The sequence below is a fragment of the Palleniella intestinalis genome, from assembly GCF_013166595.1.
GTDB lineage: Bacteria > Bacteroidota > Bacteroidia > Bacteroidales > Bacteroidaceae > Prevotella > Prevotella intestinalis.
In genome coordinates this window covers 80647-96189 of the sequence record NZ_JABKKG010000009.1, presented here as the reverse complement: position 1 = coordinate 96189, position 15543 = coordinate 80647, and the positions used below count along the sequence as shown (strand labels likewise).

Genomic DNA, 15543 nt, shown 5'->3' with positions numbered 1-15543 from the left:
ACAATAAGGCTCATCAGGGTTATTATGAATCCCTGATGAGCCTTATTTGTTTTGCTTGTTATGACAACTTATTTCTTATAAGTGAACTGCGCCTTGCCACGGATGTCGGTTGAGGAAGAGCCGATGTAGACGGTGAACTTTCCTTCCTCGGCAATCCATTCGTGCGCTTTCTCATCGAAGAACTTAAGGTCATCGACAGTGATTGTGAACTCCGCCTGTGCCGTTTCGCCGGACTTCAGGGCGAGTTTCTTGAAACCTTTAAGCTCTTTCACAGGACGAAGGACGGAAGCCTTGTCATCACCGATATACAGCTGGACGACCTCGCTGCCGTCAACTTTTCCGGTGTTGGTGACAGAAACAGCGACTTTCACAGTCTCGCCGTCGGTGATTGTCTTTGCGGAAAGTGACGGTTTGCCATAAGCAAAGGCAGTGTAGCTCAGTCCGTGGCCGAAAGGATAGAGTGCAGGAACTTTCTTTGTGTCATGCCAACGGTAGCCGACAAGGATGTCCTCCTTGTACTCCACCTTCGGATTGCGTCCGCCATTGAGCACCGAACCGGGGATAGCCACGACATCATCCGTGCTGCTCTCCACTCCCGGGAATGCCACATTGCCAAAAGAGTGTGCACCGCAGTCCTCCAATTTTGCAGGGATTGAGTAAGGCAGCTTGCCTGACGGATTGACCTTTCCCGAGATTACGTCAGCCATGGACGCACCGCCCATTGTGCCAAGATAAGAGGCATGGAGAATTGCAGGCACTTCTTTCACCCACGGCATGGCATAGGCATTGCCTGAGATGTTGGCGATGATTACTTTCGGGTTTATAGCCAGCAACTTCTCGATGAGAGCATCCTGTCCGAAAGGAAGGTTGTAGGACTTGCGGTCAGTGGACTCGCAATCCTGCCAAGCGTTCTTGTTCAGTCCGCCGATGTAGATAATCACATCCGCAGTCTTTGCCATTTGCAGAGCCTCATTGACCAAAGAGTCGCTGACATTCTGAGGGATAACGTCCGCATGCTCATACATGGCACGTCCCGAAGTGTAGCCTTTTGCATATTTTACCCTGTCTTTTCCATAGACCTCCTGCAATGCAGCGAGCGGTGAGACGTAATCCTTCGGCTTCAGTTCCGATGAGCCTCCACCGTCGGTAAGACGGCGTGTTGCGTTCTCACCGACAACAAGTATCGTGCCTTTGAAATCCGTCGACAGAGGAAGTATACCGGTGTTCTTAAGCATTACGACAGACTCGTCGCCGATTCTTTTGGCAGCAGCATAATGCTCCGGTGTGCAAAGCGAACCGAAAGGCTTGCCGGTGTTCATCGCAGTGCGGAATATCAGGCGGAGGATACGGCGTGCCTTCTCGTTAACAACATCCATAGGCACCTCACCTTTCTTAATCATTTCAAGATAACCGTCTGCCAGATAATAGTTGTTATAGCCGAATTTGCTCTCCGAGGTAAGTCCGTTTGTGTAGGTTCCCATCTCTATCTCAAGACCGTTAAGAGCAGCCTCGCGAGTGTCATGAGCACCGCCCCAGTCGGTTATGACACAGCCTTTGAATCCCCATTCGCCACGCAGGATGTCGTTAAGCAAGCGCGAATTGTGGCAGCAGTACTGTCCCCAAATCTTGTTGTAAGCACCCATCACGCTCCATGCGCCACCGTCGACAACGGCTCTCTTGAATGCCGGAAGATAAATCTCGTACAGTGCGCGGTCGCTGAGCACAACATCCACCGTGCCGCGCCACTGCTCCTGGTTGTTCAAGGCAAAGTGCTTCACACAGGCAGCGACACCATTCTTCTGCAATTCCTGCACATAAGGCACAACCATTGTACCTGCAAGACAAGGGTCTTCGCCCATATACTCGAAGTTGCGTCCGTTGAGCGGGCTGCGGTAAATGTTCACACCCGGTCCAAGAAGCACATCCTTCTCACGATAGAGAGCCTCCTCGCCGATAGCTTTTCCATAGAGGGCAGACATCTCAGGGTTCCATGTCGCAGCCAGCGCGGTGAGTGCCGGGAATGCCGTAACAGAGTCATTGGTATGGTTGGCATAGCCCCAATCGTTCCAATTTATCTCCGCACGCACACCGTGAGGTCCGTCGCTCATCCACAGTTCAGGGATTCCGAGGCGTGCCACACCCGCTGTTGAGAACTTGCTTTGTGCATGGCTGAGAGCCACTTTCTCCTCGAGAGTCATTCTTGAGAGTGCATCCTCCACGCGGTCCTCTATCTTTGCATTACGGTCAAGATAGACCGGAGTCTGCGAGAAGCATAATGCGGCGTTCATTGCGCATAATGCCGAAATGAATAGTTTCTTGTTCATATCTCAGTTATTTTGTTTTGATGTTTATTCCAACTGTGTCAAGTCCCGGTGCGGAAGCCTTTATCTTGCAAACGCCCTTGCTGCCGTTGCTTTGTACGATGAGCAGGGCTTTGCCGTAGAAAGCCTTGCGTGAGTCCGCCTTGAAAGGCTCATGGGAAATCGGGCTGCCATTGTCCACACCGGCATTGAAGGCCGTCCCCTCGACGGAGAACGTGATTTTGTCCGTCGCCCAAGGACACACAATGCCGTCCTTGTCCACCACTTCCGCCGTGATGTAGCAGAGGTCTGTGCCGTCAGCGGCTATCTCCGTCCTGTCAGGTGTAAGGCGCAGATGATGCGGAAGCCCTGCCGTCCGCACTTCCTTGCGTGCAACCTCCACACCGTCCTTTCTGCTTACAGCGGTCAATGTGCCCGGTTCAAACTTCAGTTTCCACGCAGCGTGCAGACGGTCGTCTGTCTTTCGGGAAACTCCCTGTGATGCTCCGTTTAGGAAAAGCTCCACTTCATCGGCATTGTTGTAGTACGCCCACACATCCACCTCCTGCCCTTCCTCCCAATTCCAGTGAGGAAAGAGGTGCAGGACTGTCGTTGCTGTCTGCCATTCGCTTTGGTAAAGATAGTACACATCCTTAGGGAAACCGGCAAGGTCGATAATGCCGAAATAGCTGCTTCGTGCGGGCCACCCATACGGAGTAGGCTCGCCAAGGTAGTCAAAACCCGTCCACACGAACTGCCCCGTAATGAATTCATTGTCACGCACATGCTTCATCGTGCCCTCATGGGTGTTTCCCCACGGCACATGGCAGTTGTCATACGAAGAGCAGGACAACGAAGAGTCGAAGAAAGGCTTGTCCCAACGCTCCGGCCATACGAACATCGTGTCTGCCGGCATACGATAATAGCCGCGTGTCATGAGGGCTGAGACACTCTCGGTGATGTTGAAAGGCTTGCCCGGAAAGTTCTTTGGCACACCCTTAAACCAATCGTCGTGGTAGTTGAAACCTATGATGTCAAGGGCGTTGGAGCGGAAAAGGTGGTTTCCCGGGGCAGGCTCGTTGCAGCCTGCGGTGACAGGGCGCGTAGGGTCAAGTGTGCGCACACGGTTGGCGAGCTTTGCCGTAATGAGGGAATTGACGGACATTTCCTCGCCTTCCCCTGCAAGCTGGTCTTTTGAATGCCCGAAATTCAGTATCAGATTCGCCTCGGCAAGGCTCAGAGTGTCTGCCTTTGCGTCACTCCATTGTTCAAGAACCTCGTTGCCGATGCTCCACATTATTATGGAAGGGTGATTGCGGTCACGGCGCACAAGGTCATCAAGGTCGCGCTCATGCCATTCGTCGAAATAGCGTGAGTAGTCGTGCGCGCTCTTGCGTTTGCGCCACATGTCAAAACTTTCGTCCATGACGAGGAAACCCATCCTGTCGCAAAGGCCAAGCAACTCCGGCGCAGGAGGGTTGTGGGTGCAGCGTATGGCGTTGCAGCCCATGTCCTTCAGCATCTTCAGTTGGCGTCGTATCGCAGCCGTATTGACAACAGCACCAAGCGCACCGGCATCATGATGCAGGCACACACCATTGATTTTCATTGCTTTGCCGTTAAGCGAGAAGCCTTTCACGGCATCGAAACGAAATGTGCGGAAACCTGTTTTCGTCCCGTAAACATCAAGAGTCTCGCCCGTCTTACTATCAACCACGGAAGAAACAACTGTATAAAGATTAGGCGAATCCACATCCCACAGCTTCGGATTGCGGACATTCACCGATTGGTTTGCCACAGTGCGCTTGCCCTTTGGCAGTTTTTTGTCAGAGGAAACGCTCGCAACTTCCTTGCCGTCAGCGTCAATGACGGTTGTCACAAGACGCACTTTCCGATTCTTTTTTGAAAGGTTTTCGATATTGGTCTCTATGTTCAGCATGCTGCCCTCGGACGTTACGAATGTCCCGTCCTTAGGGATATGCACCTCGTCCACTATCCGCAGCCATACATTCCGATAGATTCCGCAGCCGGAGTACCACCGTGAATTGGGCTGCTCGGCATTGTCAATGCGCACGGCGATGACATTCTCACTGCCGCCGGCGGACAAGCAACCGGTTATGTCATAGCTGAACGATGCGTAGCCGTAAGGGCGAGTGCCGAGAAAAGTGCCGTTCACAAAGACGGAAGCGTTCATATATGCGCCGTCAAAGTCAACAAACACACGCTTGCCGGCAAGGTTTTCCGGCAGGCGGAACGACTTTCTGTACCACCCTATGCCACCCGGCAATGCTCCGCCACCCGTGCCTGAAGGGTTGTCAAGCGAGAAACTGCCCTCTATTGCCCAATCGTGTGGCAGCGAGAGCGCACGCCATCCGCTGTCGTCGTATGTGCTTTCCTTTGCCTCAGGCGTATCGCCAAGGCTGAATTTCCAGCCACTGTTAAAGTTCCGTACACGTAAATCCGTAGGACAAGAAGGCTCTGCACCCTGAGAAACCAGGGTACAGAGCGAAACTATCAGAACTAACCAAATTCTATTTATGTGCATAGTATTGTAAAAGAATAAGTAACCATTTACAGTTTCACAGAAACTTTCTTGCCGCCATATTCTATTCTCTTCCCTTTCGGCATTGTGTCAAAAGAAGCAGGATTGTCACGGTCAACCTTCACAACAGTGAACTTCCGCTTGGCAAGCATACCGGGGAACTTTCCTTTGCGTGCACCAATGGTGAGCGTGGAGGCGGCATCATCCCACAGGAAATCTATTGTAGCGTATGCGCCTTTCTCGTAATTGTAATTGTTGTTCTCGTCCTCGTAAAGCGTAAACTTGCCGTCCTTGCCTGCATAAACGTACAGCGTAATCTCCTCGGCAGGCTTCTGGTCGCTCCACTGAATGTCAGGGCCGAAAGGCACAATCGAACCACTGCGCACATACAACGGCATGCGTGAATACGGTGCATCAACGGTTTTCATGTCGCCACCTGTAATGCTTTTGCCGGTATGGAAGTCGTACCACACCTCGCCTTGCGGGAAATAGACATCACGCTTGCGGGCGTTGTACTCCGTGACAGGGGCTGCCATAAACGCCGGACCGAACATGAACTGATCCCAAATGTCATGGGTGCGCACATCAGCCGTGAAATCCATGACCAGCGGACGCATCATTGTGTAGTCGTTGAAGTGCACCATGCCGTTCAGAGAGTAGATGTAAGGCATCAGGCGGTAACGCAGCTTTGTGTAGTAAGTCATTGACTCATAGGCAGGATGTGTCTCCGGAGCGATGTTGAAAATCTCACGGAAAGGCCACTGGCCATGGGCACGGTAGAGCGGACAGAACGCACCAAACTGGAACCAGCGTGTGTTCAGCTCGCGCCATTCCTTAAGGTCGGCATTCTCATTGCCCGTAGAGTTGAACTCCTTCTGTGCCGCAACGTATCGGTCTTCGACACAGAAACCGCCGATGTCCATTGTCCAGAACGGAATACCACTGACGGCAAAGTTCAGTCCCGCTGTCAGTTGGGCACGCATATCCTCCCAACGGGTGGCGATGTCACCGCTCCATGTGGCGGTGGAATAACGCTGCTGACCTGCAAATCCGGAACGTGTGAGCAGGAAAACGCGCTTGTCATCAGCTGTCGTTGTGCGCTGTCCGTCGTAGATAGCCTCAGCATTCATCAGTGCGTAGGCGTTGAAATATTTCGCCGACGGCCCGAGAGCGGTAGGCGTGGAAAGGTCCTTGCGATACTGTATGTCCACACAGTCACGGATGTTAGGCTCGGAAGCGTCCATCCACCAAGCATCAATACCGAGAGGATAATAATGGTCTTTCATCTGCGACCAGAACAGTTTGCGCGCTCCGGCACTGTAAGCGTCATAGAAAGAGCCCAGATAGCCAGGTCCAACCCAGTCACGTATGGAGTCCTTAACTGCCAGCTTGTACATCCAGCCCTTGCGGTCAAACTCCTTGTAATGCTCAGTGGTGACATAGAATTTGGGCCATACGGAAATCATCACTCGTCCACCCATGTTGTGTATGTCGTCCACCATCTGCTTCGGATTCGGGAATCGTTTGCGGTCAAACTCATGGCTTCCCCATGAGTCCTCCTTCCAATGCAGCCAGTCGATGACGATGTTGTCGATAGGAATCTGACGCTTGCGGTACTCCTTCAGCGTGGAGAGCACCTCCTCCTGAGTGTTGTATTTCTCACGGCTCTGCCAGTAGCCCATAGCCCAGCGCGGCATTATGGGAGCTTTGCCCGTCAGCGTGCGGTAGCCGTGGATCACGTCGTCCATGTCATCGCCGGCAATGAAATAGTAGTCTATCATGTCCTGCATCTCTCCCCACCAGCGCATTTGGTTCTTCACATCGTCAGTGACAGGCTTGTAGACACGCAGTCCGCAGTAAGCCACTCCACCGTTTGGAGTCCACTCGATGCGTACAGGAGTGCGCTTGCCCTTCACAAATTTGGCGGAGAACTTATAGCTGTTTGGATTCCATGCAGTGCGCCAACGCTCCGGAACAAGCAGCTCATTGCCAATATACACCTTCTGATAGCCGGAGTAATAAAGGATAAAATCAAACGTTCCTGTGGCATCCGCCTCGATTTCTCCCTCATAGACGACTTTCGAGCCATTGAACTTGAAATCCTCAGGGAGATTTATCACGTGCGCAAGGTCACCGCGCTTAAGGTGCTCAAAGTAGATGTTTGGTTCTTGTCTCACAATAGTTGTGCCGTCCTTGGCTGTATATGTTCCGGTGAGATTGCCTTTCTTTCCCTCCTTATCATATAATGTGAAGGCTTCGCCAAGCTGCAGATAGTCGTCAGGATTGCCGAAACGGCACAGTGAATAGCTGTCCCACAGCACGCCATAGCCTCCTGTCGAAACGACGAAAGGCACAGAAACCTTTGTGTTGTACTGGAAGAGTTCCTCGTTCTTTCCCTTGTAGTTCCATTCGTTAGCCTGATGCTGTCCGAGTCCGTAAAGCGCCTCTTGGTCGTCAGGCGACGCCCATGTCTGGGTGACGGTGTAGGCTTTTGTCCCTTCCACCGTTATTGGCTTGAAGATCCTTCCTCCGTTGTTCTCCGCAAGCAGCAGCCTTCCCTTGCTGTCATAGAAGCTCACCTGACCGTCGGTATAGTTCACCGCCACATTCATTGCAGGGGTCTTGAGCACCACACGGTTGCCCTCGTCCTTTGTGGAGAAGGCGGAATACTTGCCTTGCGGGAGCACCACAAGACTCTTGCCGTCAGCAAATCTTTCACCATTCGGCACTGCCGACACTCTCGCCAGCTTGTCACCGAGAATCTCGACACGGACATTCTGTCCTGCCTGCGTATGCAGCACGACACCGTTCTGTACCTGCTCATACTTATCGTTTGCCTGCATCGGCAACACCGCTGCCAATACTGAAAGCAAAATAGCATTTCTGAATAGATGCATAAGAATAATTCGTTAGGTTTTGATTTTCTTTGTGCAAAGGTAGGCATAATCCTCCACATAACATAGGAATCTTGTTTTTAATATGGTGCAATATGTTACCATATACTCAAAAATGTTAACTTTAGGGGCATAATTTGTTTTCAACAGCTTGAATTGCCGCTATGCACAGAGCTTTTGCCGCCCAAAGAAAGGAAGAAAAGGATTGCCTTCATGCGGATTAAGAAGATTCATACTGATTGCCCTGCGCCCACTCTTTGCAATGCGAAAGCGGAACGTTTCTTTGGGCAACAATCACGCAAAAATAAGAAAACTCATGCCGTTTTTGCCCTCGGAGATTTGCCTGTAGATTTTTTCAGAAAGGAAATGCGGAAAAAACCGCTGTTTTCTTTATTTTATTATCATACTACAAATCAGCTGATTACATCTCCAAGAAGACTTGTGCGGACAAGAAAAACACTGCAATCCGTTACCTTTCAGTGTGTTTTTGGTAATGAATTGCAGTGCTTTTGGTATTGCTTTGCAGTGCAAAAGGTTATCTTTGACTGTACGAATAGTTACGATTGGCCCTGCCAAGCATCATTTTTGGCAGAAAAAGACCTTATTTTTACAATTATGATAAATAGGACATTAGAAAACTCATGCATATTTTTTTGCATAAGATGACGTGAGTTCGACGAAATTGCGCTATCATATCCCCCTCAAAAAAATGCTATAAAAAGCACCGTGAAACGGTGGCTCTTCGTTAACCCTGTATGGAGGCGCAGCCGAGTTAGTTACTCCCACACCTCTGAAATCTAAAGTTATGTTATAAATCTTATAGGATTTTGGTAAAATCATGTTTTTTGTTTAATTTTGCAAATATTTCACCTAACTATTATTTCACCCACTATCTATAATTGCCAGATAACACTTTCAATGCGAAAACTATTATATTGCATAACAGCATTTCTTGTTGCGACTTTCTTCGCCTGTTCAGATTCCGAACGCAACCGTCAGATACTTTTGCAGGCAGAGAATTGTATAGAAGCCTCTCCCGACAGTGCACTTGCAATATTGGAAGGAATAAAATATAATGACATCACCTCGCCTGAGGACCGTGCCGTCTACTCCCTGCTTTACACTCAGGCACGATGTAAGTTGATGGATATTCCTGAATCCGATTCTCTGATTGACTCTGCCATATCCTTTTTCAAGGCTAATGGTGATGACCGGCGGCTTGCGGTGGCATATTATTATAAAGGTGCAGTGAACTATAGCAGAAAAAAATATGAAACGAGTGTACAATTCCTGAAAATGGCAGAGTCTCTTGCTGAAGGTGCAGATGATGAGCTGTTGAAAAATAAAATTTATGAGCGGCTTTACATTGTGAATTACGTGAATGAAAACAGACGGCTTGCATTGGTATACGCAAAGAGATTTCTTGAAAGTTCGTTGACGTTTGACGATGCAGAGCTTATAACAAGAGGATGTTCCGGAGTGGCTTCTTGTTTTTATCTCTTGGGGCATGCCGACAGTACCGCAGTGTATCTGAATAAGTGTGTGCCCTATATTGACAGGCTTGCTCCAAAATTGCAGGCCTCTCTTTGGTCATATCTTGCTGCTGTAGCCTACGAGAACAGGGATGTGGAGCAGGCGGAGAGATTGCTCAAAAAATCATTTTCAATAGAAGAACAGCCTTATGCCAACTATATTCAAGGGCTTATGGAATTTGCGGCAGGGAATGATGATGCTGCCAGACAATGTATGGAAAAGGCTTTGGAAACAGATGATGAAAAGCTACGCGGCATCATCTATGAAAGATTGGCATACTATTATAACAAGAACAATATCATGGGAGAGGCTTATGATAATATTCTCAAAAAGCTTGACCAATTGGAATCGGCACATGACGACGGAAAACAAAAAAACATTATTGAACAACAATTATTGCTGGATTTGGAGCATTCTGCCAAAAAACAGCACAGCAGAATGTTATATCTGTGCCTTGGGGGCTTTGCTATATTGTCACTGTTGATTGTTTGTATAATATTTTACAGGCGTAAGGTTGGAGCTTGTAGAGCGGAAATAGAATCTAAAAAAAATGATATGTTGTCATACGAGGCAGATAATACGTTATATAAGGTTGAGCTTGATAAATATAAAAAAGAACTTGAAACAACCAAAAGCGGTTGCATAAGGATGATGTTCCGACATTCAAGAAGATTGTTGACAATATCGGCATGGCTATCGACAAGGATATTGCAATCACAATACGTTTCAACACCGACAGGAACAATTTCTCGCAACTTAAGGAGCTGAAAGCTTATTTCGATGAGCTTGGGTACACAAAGCATAAGAAGTTCGCAATAGATTCGGCACGTCTTGAGAACTTTGACGAGTCGCTTGACAATAAGGACAAACAGGCATTCCTGTCGCAAAAAGAATTCATAAAGAAACACGAAACTCTTGATTTTGAGTATGGATGTCATGACTATGCCACTTATGGCAAAATCTACCGCTCCATATATAAACAGACTCCGTTGCCATACAGGTCTACATTCTGTTATTCCCAAATAGGCGGCTATGTGTTCGACCCGTTTTTCAAGATCTATCCTTGCTGGGAGGTTATAGGTGAGCGAGACTATTGCATCGGCGACTATTCCGGTGGAGTGCCTGTATGGGATGAGCACCGTCTCAACTACTGGCACGAGGACAACATTACCAAACGTCAGGCGTGCAGCACATGTAAGTGTGCTTTGTTGTGTGGAGGCGGATGCACCGCCCATAATATCAGAGACCACCATTGCACTCACATGCTGGAAATGATAGCCTATGCCGCAAAAAAGGCATATAACAAGTATATGAACAACTAAAAAAAACAAACAGATGAAAAACGAACTAAACTCATTGAACAAAGAGTTGCCACAGTTCTTCCTGGAAGAACTTGAACAGAGATTGGAAACCGATCCGCTGTCAGTGGGTGGATTGTATGACTTGGACACTCCTGATGATGGTGAATATACCTGTAAAGTATATTTTAATTGTGGTGACTACATGGGCTGTCGAAATGTTGTGGTATGCCAACCATATTAAAAGTCAGTAGAAATTTAGTGGAGTATACACTTGTGATGTGTATCTGACCTCCAAAAGTGTGGCGGAGCCACAGTCCTTACGGTAACCACGGGCTTCAGCCCTGCGGATTAGAGATAATCTCCATTAGCTGTGTGGCAGCGCCACACTCCTTTCTGTTTCCTATGCTACATAGATAATAATTTATAGATAGGTTCGTGCTGATTATCTTTCCGACATAAAGGAGTGTGGTTCTACCACACATCGTTAGAGAGTATTAGCACAGTCCGCAGGGCTGAAGCCCGCGGTTACCGTAAGGACTGTGGCTCCGCCACACTTTTAGAGAGTTGCCGACATGGATAGTGTGATTGAAAAACTCAAACCAACTCCCCACTAAATTTCTACTGCCCATTAAGCTGCAATAAGAACAATGAGTGTCCCGGTCAATTTACAATAGAATGGGATACTCATACCAATACAAATATTATAAGTATGACAAATAAAAAATATGCTCTGCTATTTGCTTTTGCATCCTTCACACTGATAGGTAAAGCCTCTGTAAGTTATAGCATGGAGGGCAATTTTGTTCATGAAACAAAGTGTCAGTCAGACACAATCATTGACGGCAAAGCAATACAGGAAGTTGTTGTGACAGGAAGGGATATAATTGTAAAAGACGACAAACTGATAATCAATCTGAGCGACAAGATAAAGAAACACTCACACGACGGCTATTCAGCATTAGCCTTATTGAATGTTCCCGGACTTGACGTAGACCCCATAGATTATATTGTCACCACAAACGGAACAAGCACCATGCTTTGCATAAACGGCCGTGAGGTCGGAAAGGATGAGGTAAAGACCATAAATCCAAAAGACATAAAGCGTATAGACTATTATCAGACACACGACCCCAAACATCCTATAGCCAATTCTGTCATAGACTTTATTGTCAAGATAAGAGATCATGGCGGAATGGTAATGGTACAGGCAAACGAGAACTTGAACAAAGTTTCCGGAGATGACATGGTGGACTGGAAACTGTACAACAAGAAATCACAATTTGAAATTCAACTAACGGACAAGTACAATCACTTTACTCCTAATCGTGGTGTAGAGTCAACCACGTTGCTGGCTTTTCCAAGCGGTGATGTGGAGAAACACGTGATGACCAAACCATCCGGAAGCCATTCCAATGGTATTGGCGGCAAACTTTCGTATCTCTATAAAGACAAGACAAGTACGTTTCAGGCTGCTCTTTACCTTCAGGATAACCACAACGCAAACAGTATCGTTCAGGAACAAACATTATCGGGTATTCCCTCTCTGACATCAACCGATTACAGACATAATGACAATATCTCGCCGTCATTGAAATTGTATTATGACAAGAGATTCAGCAAAAAAGCTTCGTTGACAGTGAAACTTGATGCGAGTTACAACAATACAAAACAGTGGAGGGATTATGAGGCTATCGAAAAATATGCATCAAACACAAAAGAGAAATTTTATTATGTAAGACCAGAGGTATCGTTTAACTACAAACCGGGCGGCAAGGTGTCCTGGTTTGCCTTCGGTACATATTATTATAATCACTCAGACAACACATATATAGAGAATGACGTAATCACGCCTAATAAGATAACAGAAGGACAGGCGATAATAATGCCCGGCTGCCAGATAAAATTCATACCAAAGAAATTTGATGTTGTGTTGCAAGTGCAGGAACGTATCCAGACAATCAGCAACTTAAACGAGACATATACAAAGTCTTATATTACTCCATCCTTGATTTACAACATCACACTGTCCAAAAATCTCCGCATAAACGGCGCTTTATTTACAGGTGTCAACAGTCCTGACATGAAGTATTTCAACGAGGGCGAGAAGCGTATTGATGAATATCAGATTATTGCCGGAGGAAGCGAGCTGGAAATGGGGCGGCTGCTCTCAAAACAAGCGTCATTAAACGGTTTCTACAAATGGGGCGGTTTTCAGTTTTTTATGGCATACAACAATCATCAGAAAAACGTTTTCGAGGATATTTATTGCGATAATGAACGGAAACTGTATGTACACCAGTATAAGAATGGCGGAGCTTATGAGTCTTTCAGTACTGTCGCCACTCTTGACTTGAATCTTATACCACAGAAACTGAAATTCAGCGGGACCTGTCAGTATACTCATTCCAAACAGCGCATGGGCTTTCTGCACACTTTAGATACATGGATGGGACAGACTTCGCTGACATACATGGATAAGGGATGGCAGTGCAAGCTCAGCTACAACACAGCAAGAAAATCGCTAAACAGAGCCGGAGGAACATTCTATACGCCACAGCAGTTGACACTCTCCATGGGATATACCGTCAACAACTTGTTCTTCAATCTGTATGCGAGAAATCCTTTCATGACAACCTCACCAAAAACAGAGACGGACAGAAACGGATATTCAATATCATCACGCTCGTATAGACCACGCACAGACTACAACATGTTTGCCCTGCGAGTGAGCTATAGATTCACATACGGCAAGAAACATAGATATGAAGATGTGGATGTGGACAAGATTTCCCGTTCTGCAATTCTTGAACATGACGTGAATAAATAAATTGCAAATCAAACGTTTGTGATAATTTATAAATTAGAACAAATCGAAAAATGAATATATACAGATTCTTTCTTTTGGGATTGTGTTTCCTCTTCGCATCAATAAATGCTGACGCGTCATTGCAGAATGACACCATCATTGACGGCAAAACGATACAGGAGGTGACGGTGACAGGCAGGGAAATAGTGAACACCACCGATAAGACGATAATCAATGTTGGCGACAATGTAAAGAAACACTCTCATGACGGTTATTCTGCACTGTCTTTGCTGACCATTCCAGGACTTGAAGTAGACCCTATAGATGAAGCGGTAAAAAGCCATGGGGCGGAAACTGTGTTGTGCATCAATGGACTTCCGGCATCAAAGGACGAAGTGAAGACACTTAACCCAAAAGATTTGAAACGTATAGATTATTACAGCAACTTTCATCCTGAATTTCCTACGGCAGAAGGCGGCGTGATAGACTTTATTGTGCGCATAAGGGATAATGGAGGTATGGTAATGGCGCAAGCAAACGAGAACCTCAACAGGTGGACTGGCAGCGACATGGCTGATTGGAAGTTTTATAGTCGCAAGTCGGAGTTCGGTGTCCAGCTCAGTGGCGACTATAATCATTTCACCCCAAGCAGCGGCCCACAGTCAACAACGCAGATGGCGTTTGCCGGCGGTGATGTCACCAAGTCGGTGTTTACCAATCCGTCAGCAGCACACAAAAACGGGATAAAGGGCCAGCTCTCATATATGCACCGTTTTGATAGCGGAACACTCAAAATGGCTGTGTCGCTGAAGAACGGGCATAATGCAAACCATAAAAACACCAGCCAGCGCATTGAGGCTTTGGAGACCATTGATGTAGAGTCGCGCGATTACACACATTCCGACAATACCACCCCTGCATTTAGTGTGCAGTATAGAAATGTCTTTAAGAACAAAGCAACACTTTCCATAGGGATGAGCGGTGATTACACCGACACCAAACAGCAGCGCGAATACAGCGCCATAGACACCTATCAGTCTGACACAAAGGAGAAATACTATCGTTTGAAGCCTTCGATCAATGCCACTTATCCTGTAACAAAACGATATTTCACTCATTTGGGGGTGAACTATTATTACGACAAGTCGGAGATAAGCTACAAGGAGAACGGTGTTCCCTCACTCTCTACTCTCATGAACGGCCAGTTGCATGTTGTCTTCTCCAATGCGTTCAAGGTCGTGCCGAACATTTTTCATGTTACTCTTCAAACCGAAGCGCGTGTGATGACAGTTGACGACGGTGACAGATACACACACTCATTCTTCACGCCAAATATTTTCTATAATGTCAAATTGCCTCACGGCAACACTATCCGAGGTTCTGTGGGCATGGGAGCATTTACTCCTAATATGAAATACTACAACACTATTGAGAAGCGCGTGGATGAATATCAGGTGATTGTGGGCAATGCCGACCAGAAAATCGATTATGGCACATCGGCAGAAATAAGTTTCTCGAGCAGCCATAAATGGGGATTGTTTGAGCTTTTTGGCAAGTATGAAAATAACAGACGTCCGTTGTACGAAGATGTTGTATGCGACAATGACCGTAATGTTTATATACATACGTTCCGTAATGGCGGACGTTTTGAAAAGTGGATTGTGAATGCCGCTATGGTGTTGAATCTCATTCCAAAGAAGCTTAAGTGGATGTTTGCCGGAGAATATGATTACAGCAAAGGACATTTTGACATGAAGAAAGATTACGGCAGAATGGTTTACGGCTCAGAACTTGTATACGTGAACCGTGGATTTCAGGGAAAAGTGTCGTTCAACAGTAAGCTGAAAAGTTATTCCAAACTGGGGTATCTCGAAACGCATCCTGCTTCCTTGAAAGTGGCGTTGGGATATACTATAAACAACCTGCATTTGAACTTTTACGCCACAAACCCGTTCATGAAGACTCCTCGTGAGAACTCACTTGTTATTGGCGGTTACAGCAATGCCACCAAATATTATAGTCCCCGTGTGGATTACAATGTGTTCATGCTGCGCGCCACCTATCGTTTCACATACGGAAAGAAGCATAAGTATGAGGATGTAAATACAGAAGACGAGCATCGCTCCGCCATTCTCTACTGATGCGGCAAATAAATTGGAAATAAAAA

General features: G+C 47.0%; 9 protein-coding genes. 6 read left to right on the top strand and 3 right to left on the bottom strand.

Going from position 1 to position 15543, the window contains the following annotated elements; genetic code table 11:
* Positions 1 to 68: 68 nt before the first annotated feature.
* From HPS57_RS11840 to HPS57_RS11830, 3 genes are read right to left on the bottom strand one after another with little or no spacing between them, the layout of a single operon-like run.
* Entirely contained in the window at positions 69 to 2324 is a 2256-nt protein-coding gene (locus HPS57_RS11840; protein WP_172183327.1) for a glycoside hydrolase family 3 C-terminal domain-containing protein, read from the bottom strand.
* Between the two features lie 7 nt (positions 2325 to 2331).
* Positions 2332 to 4845, bottom strand: coding sequence for a glycoside hydrolase family 2 TIM barrel-domain containing protein (locus HPS57_RS11835; protein ID WP_172183325.1), 2514 nt, complete (start codon positions 4843 to 4845; stop codon positions 2332 to 2334).
* 26 nt (positions 4846 to 4871) lie between these two features.
* The gene (locus HPS57_RS11830) at positions 4872 to 7685 is read right to left on the bottom strand and encodes a TIM-barrel domain-containing protein (RefSeq protein ID WP_305849721.1); all 2814 of its coding nucleotides are present in this window, start codon (positions 7683 to 7685) and stop codon (positions 4872 to 4874) included.
* Positions 7686 to 7949: 264 nt separating this feature from the next.
* Here HPS57_RS11830 and HPS57_RS11825 point away from each other — a divergent pair, with 264 nt between their 5' ends.
* The 6 genes from HPS57_RS11825 to HPS57_RS11800 all read left to right on the top strand — a co-directional run bounded on the left by HPS57_RS11825 (position 7950) and on the right by HPS57_RS11800 (position 15517).
* Positions 7950 to 8402 carry a hypothetical protein gene (locus HPS57_RS11825; protein WP_172183321.1) on the top strand — a complete coding sequence of 151 codons (453 nt, stop codon included), beginning with the start codon at positions 7950 to 7952 and terminating at the stop codon, positions 8400 to 8402.
* Positions 8403 to 8654: 252 nt separating this feature from the next.
* Complete coding sequence (locus HPS57_RS11820) at positions 8655 to 10037, top strand: tetratricopeptide repeat protein (protein ID WP_172183319.1); 1383 nt, start codon at positions 8655 to 8657, stop codon at positions 10035 to 10037.
* A complete protein-coding gene (locus HPS57_RS11815; protein ID WP_172183317.1) occupies positions 9959 to 10591 on the top strand; it encodes an SPASM domain-containing protein in 633 nt (210 codons plus the stop codon). Before HPS57_RS11820 ends, HPS57_RS11815 begins: the two co-directional genes overlap by 79 nt.
* Before the next feature lie 13 nt (positions 10592 to 10604).
* A complete protein-coding gene (locus HPS57_RS11810) occupies positions 10605 to 10811 on the top strand; it encodes a hypothetical protein (protein ID WP_172183315.1) in 207 nt (68 codons plus the stop codon).
* Between the two features lie 468 nt (positions 10812 to 11279).
* Complete coding sequence (locus tag HPS57_RS11805; protein ID WP_172183313.1) at positions 11280 to 13397, top strand: TonB-dependent receptor; 2118 nt, start codon at positions 11280 to 11282, stop codon at positions 13395 to 13397.
* Between the two features lie 50 nt (positions 13398 to 13447).
* Positions 13448 to 15517 (top strand): TonB-dependent receptor, encoded by a 2070-nt coding sequence (locus HPS57_RS11800; protein WP_172183311.1) that lies wholly within the window; start codon positions 13448 to 13450, stop codon positions 15515 to 15517.
* Positions 15518 to 15543: the final 26 nt, after the last annotated feature.

Excerpts from the sequence above, each read along its gene's own strand:
- HPS57_RS11805 (WP_172183313.1), top strand. The coding sequence starts at position 11,280 with ATGACAAATAAAAAATATGCTCTGCTATTTGCTTTTGCATCCTTCACA.
- HPS57_RS11825 (WP_172183321.1), top strand. The coding sequence starts at position 7,950 with ATGCGGATTAAGAAGATTCATACTGATTGCCCTGCGCCCACTCTTTGC.
- HPS57_RS11820 (WP_172183319.1), top strand. The coding sequence starts at position 8,655 with ATGCGAAAACTATTATATTGCATAACAGCATTTCTTGTTGCGACTTTC.
- HPS57_RS11800 (WP_172183311.1), top strand. The coding sequence starts at position 13,448 with ATGAATATATACAGATTCTTTCTTTTGGGATTGTGTTTCCTCTTCGCA.
- HPS57_RS11835 (WP_172183325.1), bottom strand. The coding sequence starts at position 4,845 with ATGCACATAAATAGAATTTGGTTAGTTCTGATAGTTTCGCTCTGTACC.
- HPS57_RS11840 (WP_172183327.1), bottom strand. The coding sequence starts at position 2,324 with ATGAACAAGAAACTATTCATTTCGGCATTATGCGCAATGAACGCCGCA.
- HPS57_RS11830 (WP_305849721.1), bottom strand. The coding sequence starts at position 7,685 with ATGCAGGCAAACGATAAGTATGAGCAGGTACAGAACGGTGTCGTGCTG.
- HPS57_RS11810 (WP_172183315.1), top strand. The coding sequence starts at position 10,605 with ATGAAAAACGAACTAAACTCATTGAACAAAGAGTTGCCACAGTTCTTC.
- HPS57_RS11815 (WP_172183317.1), top strand. The coding sequence starts at position 9,959 with ATGGCTATCGACAAGGATATTGCAATCACAATACGTTTCAACACCGAC.